16 protein-coding genes are annotated in these 15445 nt (G+C 41.6%); 10 read left to right on the top strand and 6 right to left on the bottom strand.

The annotated features are described in order from the left end of the window. Positions 1–169: 169 nt before the first annotated feature. The 9 genes from folE (at position 170) to K1X84_03095 (ending at position 7718) form a co-directional block, all read left to right on the top strand. On the top strand, positions 170–733 hold the full coding sequence (folE, locus tag K1X84_03135) for a GTP cyclohydrolase I FolE (GenBank protein MBX7150609.1): 564 nt from the start codon (positions 170–172) through the stop codon (positions 731–733). A gap of 50 nt (positions 734–783) precedes the next feature. Continuing rightward, positions 784–1581, top strand: a complete 798-nt coding sequence (locus K1X84_03130) for an enoyl-CoA hydratase/isomerase family protein (protein MBX7150608.1) — start codon at positions 784–786, stop codon at positions 1579–1581. Between the two features lie 174 nt (positions 1582–1755). Next, positions 1756–2487: a hypothetical protein gene (locus K1X84_03125; GenBank protein MBX7150607.1), complete on the top strand. Its 732-nt coding sequence runs from the start codon at positions 1756–1758 to the stop codon at positions 2485–2487. A gap of 38 nt (positions 2488–2525) precedes the next feature. Continuing rightward, the gene (fadH, locus tag K1X84_03120) at positions 2526–3314 is read left to right on the top strand and encodes a 2,4-dienoyl-CoA reductase (protein MBX7150606.1); all 789 of its coding nucleotides are present in this window, start codon (positions 2526–2528) and stop codon (positions 3312–3314) included. A gap of 5 nt (positions 3315–3319) precedes the next feature. Beyond that, positions 3320–4183 carry a DUF4835 family protein gene (locus K1X84_03115; GenBank protein MBX7150605.1) on the top strand — a complete coding sequence of 288 codons (864 nt, stop codon included), beginning with the start codon at positions 3320–3322 and terminating at the stop codon, positions 4181–4183. A 10-nt stretch (positions 4184–4193) separates the two neighbouring features. After that, positions 4194–5582, top strand: coding sequence for a sigma-54 dependent transcriptional regulator (locus tag K1X84_03110; GenBank protein ID MBX7150604.1), 1389 nt, complete (start codon positions 4194–4196; stop codon positions 5580–5582). Further along, positions 5583–6575: a hypothetical protein gene (locus K1X84_03105; GenBank protein MBX7150603.1), complete on the top strand. Its 993-nt coding sequence runs from the start codon at positions 5583–5585 to the stop codon at positions 6573–6575. A gap of 13 nt (positions 6576–6588) precedes the next feature. Beyond that, positions 6589–7176 (top strand): TIGR00730 family Rossman fold protein, encoded by a 588-nt coding sequence (locus K1X84_03100; GenBank protein ID MBX7150602.1) that lies wholly within the window; start codon positions 6589–6591, stop codon positions 7174–7176. A gap of 14 nt (positions 7177–7190) precedes the next feature. Beyond that, a complete protein-coding gene (locus K1X84_03095; GenBank protein ID MBX7150601.1) occupies positions 7191–7718 on the top strand; it encodes a hypothetical protein in 528 nt (175 codons plus the stop codon). Here K1X84_03095 and K1X84_03090 read toward each other — a convergent pair. Next, positions 7715–8548, bottom strand: coding sequence for a hypothetical protein (locus K1X84_03090; GenBank protein ID MBX7150600.1), 834 nt, complete (start codon positions 8546–8548; stop codon positions 7715–7717). The two genes, K1X84_03095 and K1X84_03090, sit on opposite strands and share 4 nt — an antisense overlap. 231 nt (positions 8549–8779) lie before the next feature. Between K1X84_03090 and K1X84_03085 the strand changes: the two genes are divergently transcribed. Next, a complete protein-coding gene (locus K1X84_03085) occupies positions 8780–10006 on the top strand; it encodes a 4-hydroxy-3-methylbut-2-enyl diphosphate reductase (GenBank protein ID MBX7150599.1) in 1227 nt (408 codons plus the stop codon). 89 nt (positions 10007–10095) lie between these two features. On the opposite strand, the gene trxA is transcribed toward K1X84_03085, so the two are convergent. The 5 genes from trxA to K1X84_03060 form a co-directional block, all read right to left on the bottom strand. Beyond that, entirely contained in the window at positions 10096–10425 is a 330-nt protein-coding gene (gene trxA, locus K1X84_03080; protein ID MBX7150598.1) for a thioredoxin, read from the bottom strand. A 90-nt stretch (positions 10426–10515) separates the two neighbouring features. Beyond that, positions 10516–11055: a signal peptidase II gene (gene lspA, locus K1X84_03075; GenBank protein ID MBX7150597.1), complete on the bottom strand. Its 540-nt coding sequence runs from the start codon at positions 11053–11055 to the stop codon at positions 10516–10518. A 13-nt stretch (positions 11056–11068) separates the two neighbouring features. Continuing rightward, a complete protein-coding gene (locus K1X84_03070) occupies positions 11069–11473 on the bottom strand; it encodes a TraR/DksA family transcriptional regulator (protein ID MBX7150596.1) in 405 nt (134 codons plus the stop codon). Between the two features lie 38 nt (positions 11474–11511). Next, positions 11512–14655 carry an isoleucine--tRNA ligase gene (gene ileS / locus K1X84_03065; protein MBX7150595.1) on the bottom strand — a complete coding sequence of 1048 codons (3144 nt, stop codon included), beginning with the start codon at positions 14653–14655 and terminating at the stop codon, positions 11512–11514. A gap of 92 nt (positions 14656–14747) precedes the next feature. Further along, complete coding sequence (locus K1X84_03060; protein MBX7150594.1) at positions 14748–15428, bottom strand: nitroreductase family protein; 681 nt, start codon at positions 15426–15428, stop codon at positions 14748–14750. Positions 15429–15445: the final 17 nt, after the last annotated feature.

Here is a 15445-nt window from a genome sequence, read left to right as displayed (position 1 = left end):
CTCCATTGACAATTTTTTACACGCAATGAATTTGAAATTTATCACACATAAGAAAAAATATATTCCTGGAATTGCATCAGACGGCTCATTTAAATTTTTAAATGTTTCTATTACAAAACCCTGAAATCACAACGTTTTCAGGGTTTTTCTTTTAGAATAAAGGCTATTCGTGGAAACACAAAAACTGATTCGCCAGTTATTAGTCAATTATGCTGAGAATCCTGATCGCGACGGTTTGAAAGACACTCCCAAACGGGTCGAAAAAAGCTATGATTTTTTGCTGAGCGGATATAAATCCGATCCGAAAAAAATTATCAACTCGGCTATCTTCGACGTCGATTTCAATGAGATGGTGTTGGTAAAAGAAATCGAGATGTACAGTTTATGTGAACATCACATGCTTCCGTTTTTCGGTAAGTGTCACATTGCTTATATTCCCAATGGTAAAATCATTGGATTGAGCAAATTGCCGCGCGTCGTCGATATTTTCAGCCATCGCCTGCAGGTGCAGGAGCGCCTGACGATGGAAATCGCCAATGCTATTCAGGACGCATTGCATCCACAAGGCGTCGGTGTCATCGTAGAAGCGCAGCATCTGTGCATGATGATGCGTGGCGTCGAAAAGCAACGCAGCCTCACGACGACCAGTTGTATGCTCGGTGTATTCAAAGAAGATCAGCGTACGCGGAATGAATTCTTGAGCCTTGTTCGAACCCATACGGCTATCATTTAAAAATTTTCATATAACTATAACTTTAAACTCAAACTTAACGGAGAACATGTATGTCAGACAAAATTTTAGTGCAATACGAAGTCAAAGATCGGGTGGGCATATTGACATTGACCGATCCGCCGGCGAATACTTACACGCATGAGATGATGATGCAACTCGATGCGGCAATTCTCAAAGCCCGGTTTGATGAAAACGTCAATGCCATTGTCATTACGGGTTTGGGTGAAAAATTCTTCTGCGCTGGAGCTAATATCGATATGTTGAGCAAGGCTGATCCTGTATGGAAGTATTACTTTTGCTTACATGCTAACGAAACGTTACTAAGACTTGAGCATACACCAAAAATCGTTATTGCTGCGCTCAATGGCCACTGCGTAGGCGGCGGTCTGGAAATAGCCATGGCAGCGGATATCCGTATTGCGCGTAAAGACGGCGGTCAAATTGGTTTGCCGGAAGTCGCGCTTGGCGTATTGCCCGGAACAGGCGGAACGCAACGTTTTGCGCGCTTAGTCGGTCGTACCAAAGCGATTGAATTGATGGCTACAGGAAGAAAATTTTCATACGAAGAAGCGCTTGATATGGGTGTTGTTAATTATATATATGAAGGTAATGGCGCCGCATTTATGGAACAAGTAATGGCGTATGCAAAACAATTTACAACACCGAATAAAGCGGCCATGGCTGTCGGGCATATCAAACGTTCGGTTCAAACCGGATTGGAAGTCGGCTTGGAACAGGGTCTTGCTCTCGAGCGGGAATTGCAATCACTTTTATTCAAGAGCTCCGATGCTAAAGAAGGATTACATGCATTTGTCGAGAAACGTACTCCAAAATTTCAAGGCAAATAGGAATCAATTGATATTCATGAACGGTCAATATTTTACACACCAATGGACAAAGATTACGGCGCGAAAACCTTATTTACGCCGGGATACTATTGAACGTACGAAATCCAAACCTTGTTATAATGCACTAAATAATTTATTTAGTGCATTTTTTTTCTAATGTGAAGGAGGCATACATTGCAAAAAACAATTGAAAATCTTGTTGCGCTTCAAACTGTAGATACAAAATTATATGAAATCGAAATGTTAAGAGGCGATCTTCCGAAACAAGTTGAGAGCCTGAAATCGGAATTGAACGAATTGCAGGAAGAAATCGATTCGGATAAATTGTCCGTTAAAACGTTTCAGTCCGAACGTTCAGACTTAGACAACGAACAGACATTAAATGCCGAAAAGTTAACCAAATATCAGGACCAACTTTACAAAGCGACGTCCAACCGCGAATATGAGGCTACATCGGCACAAATCGAATTTTGCGAGCAAGAGACCAACCGCATCAAAACACGCATGACAGAGATTGATCTCAAAGTAATGGAGTTGGAAGAAGGTCTGAAGCCTAAGGAAGAAAAATTATCCGTATTACAGAACGATTTCAAAGAGCGCGAAGGTGAATTGAATAAGAAGGTAGAAGAAACGGCTAAGGAAGAATCGGAATTGAAGGATAAGCGATCGGCTATTGTACCTCTGATCCGGAAGGATATTGTCAATAAATATGAACGGATCCGTTCAGCCAAAAACGGACTTGCGGTCGCGCCGATTATCCGGGATTGTTGCGGAGGATGTTTCAATCAGGTTCCCCCTCAAATTATCATCGAACTGCGTAAACGCGATGCCATTCGCACCTGTGAATTCTGCGGAAGGATCATGTATTATGAAAAGACTGAAGAAGCTGCCGTTGCGCATGGTTAAATTTTTAAACCGGAGTATTCGTGTTGACCGAAAGATTTCTGGATGAACAAGTTGTGCTCATTACCGGCGGCGGAACCGGACTTGGCAAAGCGATGGCGCTGGAATGCGCATCGCGTGGCGCCAATATCGTGATTGCTGGCCGGCGTCAGGAGGTACTGGATGAAACCGCGCACCTCATTGCGAAATCAGGCAGCAAAGTTTTGACTGTTAAAGCTGACGTCCGTAATCCGGAAGACGTTCAGCACATGGTCGATACAGCTTCAGATCAATTCAAGCGTATTGATGTTTTAGTTAATAACGCCGCGGGTAATTTTATGTGTGCCGCTGAGAAATTATCAGTCAACGGTTGGAATGCAGTTATTGATATTGTTTTGAACGGGACATTTTACTGTTCAAGTGCCGCGGGTAAGCGGATGATTGCACAAGGGCATGGTAATATCGTCAATATTATTGCGACATATGCATGGGCTTCGGAGCCCGGCGTTATCCATTCAGCCAGTGCGAAAGCGGGCGTACTCGCAATGACACGTACCCTTGCTGTTGAATGGGCTCGGTACGGAATTCGGGTCAACGCCATTGCGCCCGGAGCGTTCAGAACTGAAGGCACGGAAAAGAATCTTTGGGGCGAAGCGGCACAACGTGAACGGATGTCCGGCCGTATTCCTCAACGCCGTTTCGGAGAACCCAATGAAGTGGCTCATACCTTACTCTTTTTACTTTCTGACTATTCAAAGTATATAACAGGTGAAGTGATTACCGTCGATGGCGGTGGATGGCTTGGCAAAGGAACTTACGAAATCGCAGATGTTCAGGAGTTTTTAAAATAAACATTATGGTCATACGATTAATAACATTATTGCTATTGCTTAGTGCCGGGGGAATACAGCTTCATGCCCAGAAAATTGTCGGGTCTGTCAAAGTTATCCGTGATAAGCTTCAAGGCCGTAACCTTGATCTCTTCGAAGGATTTGAAACTAAAGTTCTTGAATACATGAATAATTACGACTGGTCCAAAACCGGCGATGCTACACCGTTGAATGTAGATATCCAGTTCTTTCTTGAAAAGGTTACGGATGCCGGTGAAAATAAACGCGTGTATACGACTATCTATATTACGAATGGGAAAGAACTTCAATTTCTGGATAACAGTTGCATTTTTGACGTCAAAAAATCATTTAATCTTTACCATGATGACAATGTCATCGATCCCTTTCTCAGCATAATTAACTTTTATGTTTATCTGATGATCGGCGATGAATTGGATACCGTCGGCAAATTTCTTGGAACTCCGTTTTTCCAGAAGGCGAGCGGAATAGCCGCGCAGGGTAAAGCTTTTGTAACGTACAATGCTTCAGGATGGGACGACCGTCAGTTAAAAGCCGATCAATTTCTCGACATTCGCTATCAGCCTTATCGTGAAATGAAGGATTTTTATTACGAAGGTAAGTATAATTTTTTTGATGAGGGTGATACGGAAACCGGAAGAAAAAATATTCTCAAATCATTGGATATAATTGAAAAATTATTGACGCAAGTTCTGACTAAAAATCATACCGAGCGTTTTATGCAAGTTCATTATTACGAAATTTGTAAAATATTTGAAACGTCTTCGGATAAAAACGTATTTGACCGTCTGATAGAGATCGATCCTAAGAATAAAGAAACCTACCAGAAGTATAAAGACGGCAAGTTCTAACTCTCACCGCATGAGCGATCCCATCAAAATTCTTGTCGTAGAAGATAATGCGACGATGCGTGAAGGCATCACTGAAGTTTTACAAAAACAACAGTATCAAATCGTCACGGCTTCCAATGGTCGCGATGCATTGTCGCTATTCAAAAAACACCGATCGGATCTGGTTATTACCGATTATAAGATGAGCCCGTTGGACGGACTGACCGTTCTCAAAGAAATCAAATCAGTGGCTCCCGACACGGAAGTTATTCTGATTACGGCATTTGGTACCGTCGATGTGGCCGTTGAAGCGATGAAATTAGGTGCGGCAGATTTTATTACCAAACCGTTTTCTCCGGATGAATTATCGGTAAAAATCGAAAAAATCGCGCGAATTTTTCTTGAGCGGCGGCAATTCATCAGAACCACTGAAGAAAATTTGTACCTTCGCGAAGAAATTGAGGGACAATATAATTTTGGCGAAATTATTGGCACATCTCCGAAAATGGTTGAAATCTTTCAGCTCGTCCAGAAAAGTGCCGCTTCTGACAGTTCAGTTGTAATCTATGGAGAGAGCGGAACAGGTAAAGAACTCGTTGCACGCGCCATTCATTATAGTAGCCAGCGAAAAGACAAACCTTTTATAAAAATTAATTGCGCAGCCTTAAGTGAAACGTTGCTTGAAAGCGAATTATTTGGACATGAAAAAGGTTCATTTACAGGCGCGATTAAAACAAAAAAGGGGCGGTTTGAGCTTGCCGACACAGGAACACTTTTTCTTGATGAAATCGGTGAAATCTCCCAGAATGTACAAGTAAAGTTGCTACGGGTTTTGCAAGAACAGGAATTCGAGCGCGTCGGCGGGGAAGAGACATTGAGTGTCGATACACGTATCATCGCCGCTACCAATAAAAATCTTCAGGAGGCCGTGAAAAACGGATCATTCCGGGAAGATTTGTATTACCGATTACATATTATTCCGCTGCATCTTCCGCCTTTGCGTGATCGTCGCGAAGATATACCCAAATTAATTGATTTTTTTGTGCAACGTCTTGAAAAGGATTTGGCCCGCCGGCACATTCAAATCAGTTCTGAAATTTATGACCATTTATCTCACTACCGTTGGCCCGGCAACGTCCGCGAACTCGAAAATGTAATCGAACGCGCTGTTGTCTTGTCGAATAATAATCAGCTTACGGTTGATGATTTTGCAAGCCTCGGCCAAACGGTTTCAGAATTCGGCGTTCAACTCGAAGACGTTGAAAAAATGGGATTGGACTCGGCTTTGGAAAAAATTGAAAAATCCATGATTGAAAAAGCGCTATCAAAATCTCAAGGCGTTCGAAGCGAAGCCGCACGTATTCTGGGCGTCAAGACAAGCGCTTTCTATTACAAGCTCGAAAAGTACGGGTTAGTGTAAATGAGTAAAGTTATTTCCATAATTTTTCTGTATACGACATTGATTGCAAGCGCTTTACTGCATTCGCAAGATTCCACTACAGTATTTGCATCTACAGCCATTAAAGATATCAGGGCGTATCTCGAAAAATCCAGACAGGATTTGGTCACGCTTAATCAAGCCAAACGGCTCATGCTGCTTCAATATGAAACCATGATCCTGACCATCGGAGATTTAAAAGAAAAAGAAGATCTCGGATGGTTTGGCAAAATTCAATTGAAGAACCTCTTAAAAGAATCTGAAGACTTATCGCAGCAATTTGTTAAATTGGACAAGTTGATTTTGGCGCATCGCGAAACGAATCATGTAAAAATTGAATCGATGACCAATTTAATGTCCGAAGAAATTGAAGCACTGATCGGTAGAATTACAAAAACGAAATATTCGGCGGGTGTTTTGCGTGAAATGATGACGGATACTTTACAAGCCATGATACATGAAAAATCGGCGATGCAGTTGATGGAAGCAGAGCCTATTGATATAGTAATCCAAAATGTCAAAATCAGTCGTAATGACGACGCCGAATTGATGTCACAAAAAGCCGATTTTTTGATGGATCAACATGATAAATTCTTACATTATGCTAAAACAATGGAACAGAAGATACGTCAGCTTGATACGGATATCCGGTTAAATCGCAAAATCAAGATTATCTCTAATGAAATGTCGGCGTATGCGGCTACACGCGATTCAAAGATCTTATTTCGCGAGTTTCATACCGATATTGTACTGAGTAAATTGAATGCAGACAATCAGGATTCTCTAAACTTACCTTTCGTAGAAGTTCACAATACTTTACCACTTTCCAATATCAGGGTAGCGCCAACAGATGCTCCTTATGTTGTTCTGCAAAAATTTCAATATGAATGGTCTTTAGCGCTGGCCCAGGCAAATCGCTACGAATCAACGGCTAAGGAAGCGTATTGGCTGGCAGATTTTAAGAAAAAACATTAATACCAATTTTCAAATTATGATCAAACGTATTTGTATATATTGTGCTTCAAGCGCTCAGGTTCATCAAAAATATTTTACTGCAACTCGCGCGATTGCCGATGTTCTTGCCGATAATAAGGTTGAAGTTGTATTTGGCGGTGGAGCGCAAGGCCTCATGGGTTGTTTAGCCGACAGAATGGTGGAACGCGGCGGGCGTATTATCGGGATCATGCCGCATTTTATGCGTGAGGTTGAATGGGACCATAAAAAGCTGGACGAAGTTCATTTTGTGGATGATATGCACGCGAGAAAGAAAAAGTTTTTAGAAGGCGTCGATGCATTGTTAGCTTTGCCGGGCGGATGCGGCACTTTGGAGGAATTACTCGAAGCGATTACGCTCAAGCGACTTGGCCAATTCACTAAACCCATTATCATTTTTAATCTCGAAGGCTATTACGATCCCTTGCTTGCGATGTTGGATAAATGTATTGCTGAAAAATTCATGTCAGAAAAACACCGGAATATCTGGAGTGTGATTGATAAACCCGCACAGTTAATGAATGCTATCGAACACGCACCAACCTGGGGCGCCTCAGCGATTCACACCGCAGTTTTAAAATGATTCAGGTATAATTGATGTCTGCCATTACTGACCGCCTCAAAGGCGGGGACCGCCGCTCTATCGGCCGATCCAATCGAATCGTTGAAGAAATTTTAAAACATCCTGAAAAAATCAGCGAATTGTTTACGGCGGTTATGAGCGAGGATCCGTTGCTTAAAATGCGCGCAGCAGATGCGTTAGAAAAAATAACAGCAAAATATCCCGATTGGCTCGAGCCATATAAACATGTTTTACTACACTCCATAGCGCCCATTGAGCAGCATGAAGTACGTTGGCATGTAGCTCTCATGTTGTCGTATGTAAAGTGGAATAGTGTCGAAACCAGGAGAATCATTAAATTACTGATCGGTTGGTTTCAATCTGAAAGAAAAAGTAATATTGTTCGGGTTAATTGCCTGCAAGCCATGGCGAATTTGGCACAAAGTAAGCCCAAATTGATCAAATTAGTTCAACCGGTAATCGAAAAGGCATTGAAAGTAGGTAGCCCTGCTGTAAAAGCTAGATGCCGAAAAATCATTACAGCAATGAAGAAATCGGGCTAATTTGTAATAGTGATGGTCCATGTGGTTTCGAGAAATTCGTCCGGAAAAGTTTCAGGAAGAGGGTCAAGAGGAAAAGAATTAATGATCGATGCATACGCGGGAGCTACAAAAGATTTGTCGCAATTATATTCAAGGACTTTTGAATCGAGCAATTTACCGTTGCGGTCCATTTTTACGTATACCAAAATTGTTCCAAGATTTGCAAATTGGTAGAAATTGATACGCGAAGTAATTTCGTACCATTTACCGGTCATTTTATCCTTCCATTTGAGCATATAAGGTGCAAAATCCCATCGGTAAGTGCTCAATTCATACAATTGACCTACACCTGTATTCTTTTCTTTATTGGAAGATTTATTACCGGTGATATAGTCCATAATAGACGGTTTGTCTCCGGCTTTAAGAAATGGTCGGACATTTTTGGTATTGTCGAAATCGTCTTCTTTCGTATTAATATCTTCTTTACTTTTATCTATTCCTTCTTTTGTATTTCCGGATGGCGCCATAGTAATGGTTTGAGAATTTTTCATTTCATCGGGAATTTCTTTCAAACCTTTGGAATCAACATCAGAAAGTATTTTGGCATCGCCAGGTTTTTGCCGATTAGCCAAAGGGTTGGCTAATAATTCTTTAGCTTTTTGTAGCGCCTTATCTTCCTGCAGATTTAACGTAATGATTTTCTGCGGGTCAGAAAAAGTATTATGGATAACGGAAGCAGGTGTCAAAAATTTTAAAAATATTATCAACAAAGTATTAAGCAAAAGCGACAAAACAACACCGAACAGCAGTTTCAATTGTTCGTCATTGAATTGAGGCATAGGAACGATCATCAAGAATCCGCCAAGCCTTATTCGAATAAATTTGCTCACTGAAGCCTTTCACTTGTTACTATAAGATATGAATAATAAAAATATATTTCATGGATTAAATGAGCAGGCCATGCTGTTGAACACCATTTGACTATAAGCATGCATGTTCGTTTAACCGGTTTAGTAAAAATATCTGTTTGAATTTCTGGATATTTTGATAAATTTACTTCGCTTTTTAAAACAACAGAAAAAATGAAAAAATTTAATATACCTGAATTCTATAAAAGCCCGATTATTACGACAATCAAAAACTATCGTAAGAATTTTGATCAGAAGAAAAAAGATTTTTCACCGACACAGCTTGATTTTGGACCTGTAATATTTTTGATTGCACGACATTTTGGTTTTTGTTATGGGGTTGAAAATGCCATTGAAATTGCTTACAAAGCAATTGAAGAAAATCCGGGTAAGAGATTATTTTTGTTAAGCGAAATGATCCATAATCCTGAGGTTAATAAAGATTTACAAAGCCGGGGAGTAAAGTTCATTATGCGGACTGACGGCTCGCAAATTGTCGATTGGGACGAACTTACTTCGGATGATGTAGTGCTGGTTCCGGCCTTTGGCACAACTATTGAAATTGAAAAAAAATTGCATTCAATTGGAATTCAATCCTATCAGTATGATACGACATGTCCGTTTGTCGAAAAAGTCTGGAACAAGGCTGCAACGATTGGTCAGGATCGTTATACGGTAGTTATTCATGGTAAGCCATTGCACGAGGAAACGCGCGCAACGTTTTCGCATAGTTATATTCACGCTCCGACCGTGATTGTGAGGGACATGATGCAAGCCAAAGAATTGGGTGCTATCATATCGGGTGAGAAACCGATGAATTCATTCTACGAAATTTTTGCCGGGCAATATTCGGAAGGTTTTGATGTATTGAAAGATCTTAACCGTATCGGTGTAGTCAATCAGACGACTATGCTGGCGAGCGATACGCAAGCTATAGCCGATTATTTAAAAAATGTTATGATTCGGAAATTTCACTTGTCGGATGCAACTGCGAGTGATCATTTTGCCGATACGGGTGATACGTTGTGTTATGCAACAAATGATAATCAGAGCGCAACTTACGGGCTACTTCACAAAAAAGCCGATTTTGCGATAGTGGCAGGTGGGTACAATAGTTCCAATACTTCGCATATAGTTGAATTGTGTGAAGAGAAACTGCCCACTTATCTCATCACTACGGCTGATAAGATATTATCACAAAAAACGATACAACATTGGGATTATCATTCAAAAAAAGAAATAATAACGGATGATTTTATTCCAAACACTTCGCCGGTGACGATCATGATTACCAGTGGTGCGTCATGTCCTGACAGTATTGTTGAAAGTATTCTAAGACGCCTGCTTTCGTTTTTTAAAGATGCGAAACACTCCGATGAAGTGTTAACAGCATTTGAGTAAAAAAACCGCTTTTGAACTAAAAGCGGTTTTTTTGTTAGTAAGAAATCTGTCAACACAAAGTGTGCAGCGGTTCCTCTGGTGAGAAAGAATTATTTGGACATTGCAGAACTCAGCCGTGAGACCAACTGACTTTTGGGCACGGCTCCGACGATTTTATCGACAAGTTGACCATTTTTAAAAAACAGAAGGCTCGGTATACTCATGATGCCGTATTTTGAGGGAACTGCGGGGTTGGCATCGACATCGATTTTACAAATTTTGGCTTGACCTTCATATTCTTTAGCCATTTCTTCGACAACCGGAGCGATCATTCTGCAAGGTGCGCACCATGTAGCCCAAAAATCCACCATAACGGTTTTATCGGACTTTAACACTTCACTTTCGAAGTTGTCATCAGTTAAAGTAACAGGATGGCTCATAAGTTCTCCTTAAGTTATAGACATATATTAATTCATTAATCATTATCGTATACATCGGTGCCGGTTCATTTCAACGAAAAGTCAGAAAATTTATTCCGTTATAGTTTTTTGTTCGCCGGAAATGATTTCTTCATCATTCGGCGGATGTACGGAATGGGGTTTTGCGAACAATACAAATGCGGTCATGATAATCATGCCGCAGACAACGGACGAATCAGCGATATTAAAAACCGGCCATCGTTGCATACCAAAGACATCGGGAATATCCACATCGACGAAATCGACAACTCTTCCAAAGAGTACACGATCGATCAAATTACCCACGGCGCCGCCTAAAATTAAACCGAGAGACAATCGGTACAGGAATTTTTCATGCCGCATTTTATAAATGTACCAGATCAAACCGATTGAAGCGACGACAGAGACTACTGAAAAAAACCATCGTCCCCAGAAGGGGTGGGTCTCAAAAAAACGGATACCGAACGCCATACCCGGGTTTTCTAAAAATGTCAGTTGCACAGTCGTACCAATAAGGGGGATGGAGTCATGCAACATCATATAATTTTTAACGACGATCTTAGATATTTGATCGAAAATAACAATCCAAAAGGCTACCCAATATATTTTCAAAGGCTGTCCTGTTTTAATAATTCGAAGTTTCTTGAGCGTCTTTACTTTTTACTTTTTCGAGTTGGCGTTTGCATTCCACGTGATATTTTGCAACTAACACCACTTCGAGCCGCTCTTTTTCAATGTCCTTGCCGCAGATCATACATACGCCGTAGGTTCCTTCTTCAATTCGCCTCATCGCGTCCACGAGTTCGGAGAGATATTTATTTTCACGCGAGGCCAGCATGAATGTTTTTTCACGGTCGTACGTATCGCTTCCTTGATCGGCCATGTGAAATGCATAAGCCGAGTGGTCGCCTGAAGCATCGCGGATCGTCGAATCCAGAAGGTTTTCTTTGATGTATCCCATATCTTTGAGGACTTTATTTTGTTCCTCAATGATCAATTTTTTGAAATACTCGAGATCTTTTTTCTTCATAGACAATCCTCTGTGATATGGTTGACGGGTCGTATCAATTAATTTTTTACACGTTGGACGCTGATCGTCACTTCTTCGTCGTTAATATCGACCGTTTTCATGAAGTCACCATTCCCTGATTCTGCAAGAATATCGACGGATAACGTTTCAGCCATAATATATTTTTTTTGATTGTGTATAGCGGCTGCTAATGCCGAGCCACCGCTGTATCGAATTTGTATTCTTTCGGTCACTTCGAATCCGGCATCTTTACGAATATTCTGAACACGATTGATAAACTCCCTTGCAAATCCTTCTTCGATCAATTCCTGTGTCAAATGTGTATCCAGCGCCACAGTAAGGTTACCGTCGGTTTGGACCGCTAATCCTTCTTTTTCTTCATGCAGAATGTCCACTTCGTTTTTAGTAATTTCATACTCATGTCCTTCAAAGTGGATGGACGTTTGCCCGTTATGCATAATGGATTCAATATGACGGTCATCAAATCCTTTGATAACTTCGGCCACACGATTGACATTTTTACCGAATTTCGGTCCGAGTGCTTTAAAATTGGGTTTGACTTTATGACGGACCAGTGAACCGCTGTCCGTGACAAATTCTATCGTTTTGACATTGAGCTCGGACTTGATGATATCGCTGAAATCCGTTACGTCGTTGCGAACAGCCGATTCGTGTGTTACCACGATAATTTTAGACAGCGGTTGACGGACTTTCAGAGATTTCAGTTCACGTAACGCACGCCCAAGTTGGACGACACGGCGAGGTGAACTCATTTTTTCTTCCAGCGCTTTGTTTTGTTTCGATGCAGCAGCTTTCGGAAAATTCGAAAGGTGAATACTCATGGCCTGATTACTTGTTTCCGCAGTAAGATTCCGATACATTCGTTCGGATAAAAACGGACAAAAAGGAGCAATCAGCCCAGACAACGAAACCAAAATCTCATACAGCGTCTGGTAAGCCGATGATTTGTCAAGACCTTTCTCGCCTTTCCAGAAACGGCGCCGAGAAAGCCTAATATACCAATTCGACAAGTCTTGGTCAACAAATTCTTGGATAAGTTTGCCCGATTTGGTCGTATCATATCTTTCCAGGTGTTCCGTGACTTCAGCAATGGTCGTTTGCAAACGAGAGAGAATCCAACGGTCCATTTCAGGACGTTCCTGATATGAAATTTCTTTTTCGCGAGGATCGAATCCGTCGATATTGGCATACAGGGCAAAAAACTTGTACGTTTCCAGTAACGGGCGGAAGAATTTCTTTTTAATCTCTACCACGCCCTCGACGTCAAACCGTTTTGGAAGCCAGACAGGCGTATTAACCAATAAATACCAGCGAACAATATCGGCGCCAAATTGATCCAACATTTCAAAAGGATTGACGACGTTGCCGATAGATTTGCTCATTTTACGGCCTTGTCCATCAAGCACAAGTTCGTTGACAACTACATTTTTGTAAGGTGATTGGCCAAATAAAAACGTTGAAATAGCCATCAGGGAATAAAACCACCCGCGTGTTTGATCGACGCCTTCGCAGATAAAATCCGCCGGATATTGGCGTTCAAAAATTTCTTTGTTTTCAAACGGATAATGCCATTGAGCATAAGGCATCGCGCCGGAATCAAACCATACGTCAATTACTTCCGGTGTTCGCGCAAATGTTTTTCCGTTTTTTTCGAAAACAATGTTATCGACATAAGGTCGATGTAAATCGATGTCCTTCGGAACAGAGGTTCCGTCTTTCATTTTTCCTTTTTGCAATTCCTCACGGCTCCCAATGCATATCATTTCGCCGGATTCTTCATGGATCCATAAAGGCAGGGGAGTTCCCCAATAACGATCGCGTGAAAGCGACCAATCAATATTGTTACGGAGCCAATTGCCAAAGCGCCCTTCCTTGATTTCCGGAGGGAACCAGTTAACCTTGGCATTGTTTTCTACCATCTGATCTTTGAAAGACGTTGTCCGGATGTACCATGCGTCCCGTGCATAATAGATCAGCGGCGTATGATGGCGCCAGCAATGCGGGTAACTGTGCATGAATTTTTCCGAACGAAATAACAGGCCTCGGCGCTTGACATTAGTAATGACATCAGGATCCGCATCTTTGACAAATTTGCCTTTGAAATCCGTTACAATGTCTTCAAATTTTCCTGCCGCATCGACCGGTCGTACAAATGGAAGGTCATTGGCCTTGCAGACGAGATAGTCGTCTTCGCCAAATGCCGGCGCCGTGTGCACGATGCCCGTTCCGTCTTCGGTAGTAACAAAATCTCCATGAATGACAAAAAAAGCACGCTTATCGACAGGAACGTAATCAAACAAACGCTCGTATTCTTTATTAAGTAATTGAGAGCCTTTGAAACGTTCAATGATTTCATAATCTTCTTTTAAAACTTCCTTGACGCGCGCTTCGGCCAAAATGAGAAACTGGTCTTTGTAATGCGCTTTAACGTAATCGATGTCTCGTCCAACCGCTAAAGCCACATTGGAAATTAATGTCCATGGCGTTGTCGTCCACACAAGGAAATAAGTATTATCCTCATTTTTTAATTTCATTTTGACATAAATAGACGGATCGCTGACGTCTTTATAACCCAGCGCCACTTCATGGGACGATAACGGTGTTCCGCAACGAGGACAGTAGGGAACAACTTTAAAACCTTTGTAAATGAGGTTTTTGTTATAAAATTGTTTGAGTACCCACCATACAGATTCAATATAATTACTGTCGCATGTGACATAAGGGTTTTTCAAATCGACCCAATAACCCATGCGATCAGTGAGTTCATCCCATAGTTCTTTGTAAGTCCATACGCTTTCAAAGCATTTTTTGTTAAATGCTTCCATACCAAAAGCTTCGATATCTTTTTTGCCGCTGATTTTAAGCGACTTTTCAACTTCAATTTCCACCGGCAATCCGTGCGTGTCCCACCCGCCTTTGCGTTCGACGCGGTATCCCTGCATGGTTTTGTAGCGGCAAACGAAGTCTTTGATTGATCGAGCTAAAACGTGATGAATACCGGGTTTCCCGTTAGCGGTTGGCGGGCCTTCGTAAAAAACATAGGGCTTAGCCGGATCTTTCTGATCGACGCTTTTTTGGAAAATAGCGTTCGTTTTCCAGAAAGAAAGAATCTCTTTTTCGAGCTGTGGTAATTCGTCTTGGGTTTCGATTTCTTTGAACACGATCCTGTCTCCTATCCATGCGCTGGCATTATCAGCGATACTTTCGTAAGGGGCATATATAAAAAAAGGATGCCACAAAATCAAATATTATCTTACTTGCGCCCGTCATTCCACTGAATGATCTGATCCAGAGGTTTACGAGTCAGATCTGGAACTGTCGCGTCTTCAGCCGGATAACCTACAGGAAATAATATAAATGGCTTTTCGTTCTCGGGTCGGTTTAGGACTTTTGATAAAAAATTCATCGGGCTGGGAGTATGGGTTAATGTAACCAAACCCATAGTATGAATAGCGGCGATCAACAAGCCGCATGCGATTCCCACGCTTTCATGAACATAATAATGATTTATGTGATTACCTTGAGGGTCCACAGCATAGTTTTGACGGAAACAAACAATAATGTACGGCGCGATTTCCAGGAAAGGTTTTTTCCAGTCCGTGCCCAAAGGCGCGAGTGCATTTAACCATTCTGGCGTCATTCGTCCGCCTTCGTAACTGATAAATTCTTCTTTTTCTGCAGCGATACGAATTTGCTTTTTTAATTCCTGGTCGTCGATAATAACAAATGTCCACGGCTGTTTGTGCGCGCCGGAAGGAGCCGTATTGGCCGTGCGAATCGCATATTCGATGCATTCGCGGGGTACAGTCTTGTCCGAAAAAAAACGGATGCTACGGCGATGATTCATGTGCTCATAAAATTCTTTTGCTCGGTGAATCATTGTAGATTCTGTCATACGTTCGAATTGGTAGGGAATTGGGTTATAAGTATTCATGGAAACCTTTGAGTGTT

It is taken from the genome of bacterium, from assembly GCA_019695335.1.
Classification (GTDB): domain Bacteria; phylum CLD3; class CLD3; order SB21; family SB21; genus JABWBZ01.
Note: the sequence above shows the minus strand (reverse complement) of the source record. Positions and strands in the feature narration are given on the sequence as shown.

Excerpts from the sequence above, each read along its gene's own strand:
- K1X84_03130 (MBX7150608.1), top strand. The coding sequence starts at position 784 with ATGTCAGACAAAATTTTAGTGCAATACGAAGTCAAAGATCGGGTGGGC.
- K1X84_03115 (MBX7150605.1), top strand. The coding sequence starts at position 3,320 with ATGGTCATACGATTAATAACATTATTGCTATTGCTTAGTGCCGGGGGA.
- K1X84_03110 (MBX7150604.1), top strand. The coding sequence starts at position 4,194 with ATGAGCGATCCCATCAAAATTCTTGTCGTAGAAGATAATGCGACGATG.
- K1X84_03105 (MBX7150603.1), top strand. The coding sequence starts at position 5,583 with ATGAGTAAAGTTATTTCCATAATTTTTCTGTATACGACATTGATTGCA.
- K1X84_03095 (MBX7150601.1), top strand. The coding sequence starts at position 7,191 with ATGTCTGCCATTACTGACCGCCTCAAAGGCGGGGACCGCCGCTCTATC.
- K1X84_03090 (MBX7150600.1), bottom strand. The coding sequence starts at position 8,548 with ATGATCGTTCCTATGCCTCAATTCAATGACGAACAATTGAAACTGCTG.
- K1X84_03085 (MBX7150599.1), top strand. The coding sequence starts at position 8,780 with ATGAAAAAATTTAATATACCTGAATTCTATAAAAGCCCGATTATTACG.
- trxA (MBX7150598.1), bottom strand. The coding sequence starts at position 10,425 with ATGAGCCATCCTGTTACTTTAACTGATGACAACTTCGAAAGTGAAGTG.
- K1X84_03070 (MBX7150596.1), bottom strand. The coding sequence starts at position 11,473 with ATGAAGAAAAAAGATCTCGAGTATTTCAAAAAATTGATCATTGAGGAA.
- K1X84_03060 (MBX7150594.1), bottom strand. The coding sequence starts at position 15,428 with ATGAATACTTATAACCCAATTCCCTACCAATTCGAACGTATGACAGAA.